The 218-nt window shown below is 52.3% G+C and carries 1 rRNA gene; it reads left to right on the top strand.

Features of this window, described 5'->3' with window-relative positions:
* The first annotated feature begins 105 nt into the window (after positions 1–105).
* Positions 106–218: ribosomal RNA gene (rrf, locus tag H3O04_RS35935) — 5S ribosomal RNA — on the top strand.

Below are 218 nucleotides of genomic sequence, written 5' to 3'. Positions count from 1 at the left end.
GATCCAGAGCGACATGTTGGATTCTCGTGTGTGATACACACAACTCAAAATTACTGCTTCTTCCAAGATTGGTTGCGCTGCGAAGCAACGCAACAACCCCCTTTGCCTGATGACCATAGCGAGTCGGTCCCACCCCTTCCCATCCCGAACAGGACCGTGAAACGACTCTACGCCGATGATAGTGCGGATTCCCGTGTGAAAGTAGGTAATCGTCAGGC

Origin of the sequence: Burkholderia sp. KCJ3K979 (genome assembly GCF_016759955.1) — a bacterium.
Taxonomy (GTDB): domain Bacteria; phylum Pseudomonadota; class Gammaproteobacteria; order Burkholderiales; family Burkholderiaceae; genus Burkholderia; species Burkholderia orbicola.
This window is presented reverse-complemented; position numbering and strand designations above follow the sequence as displayed.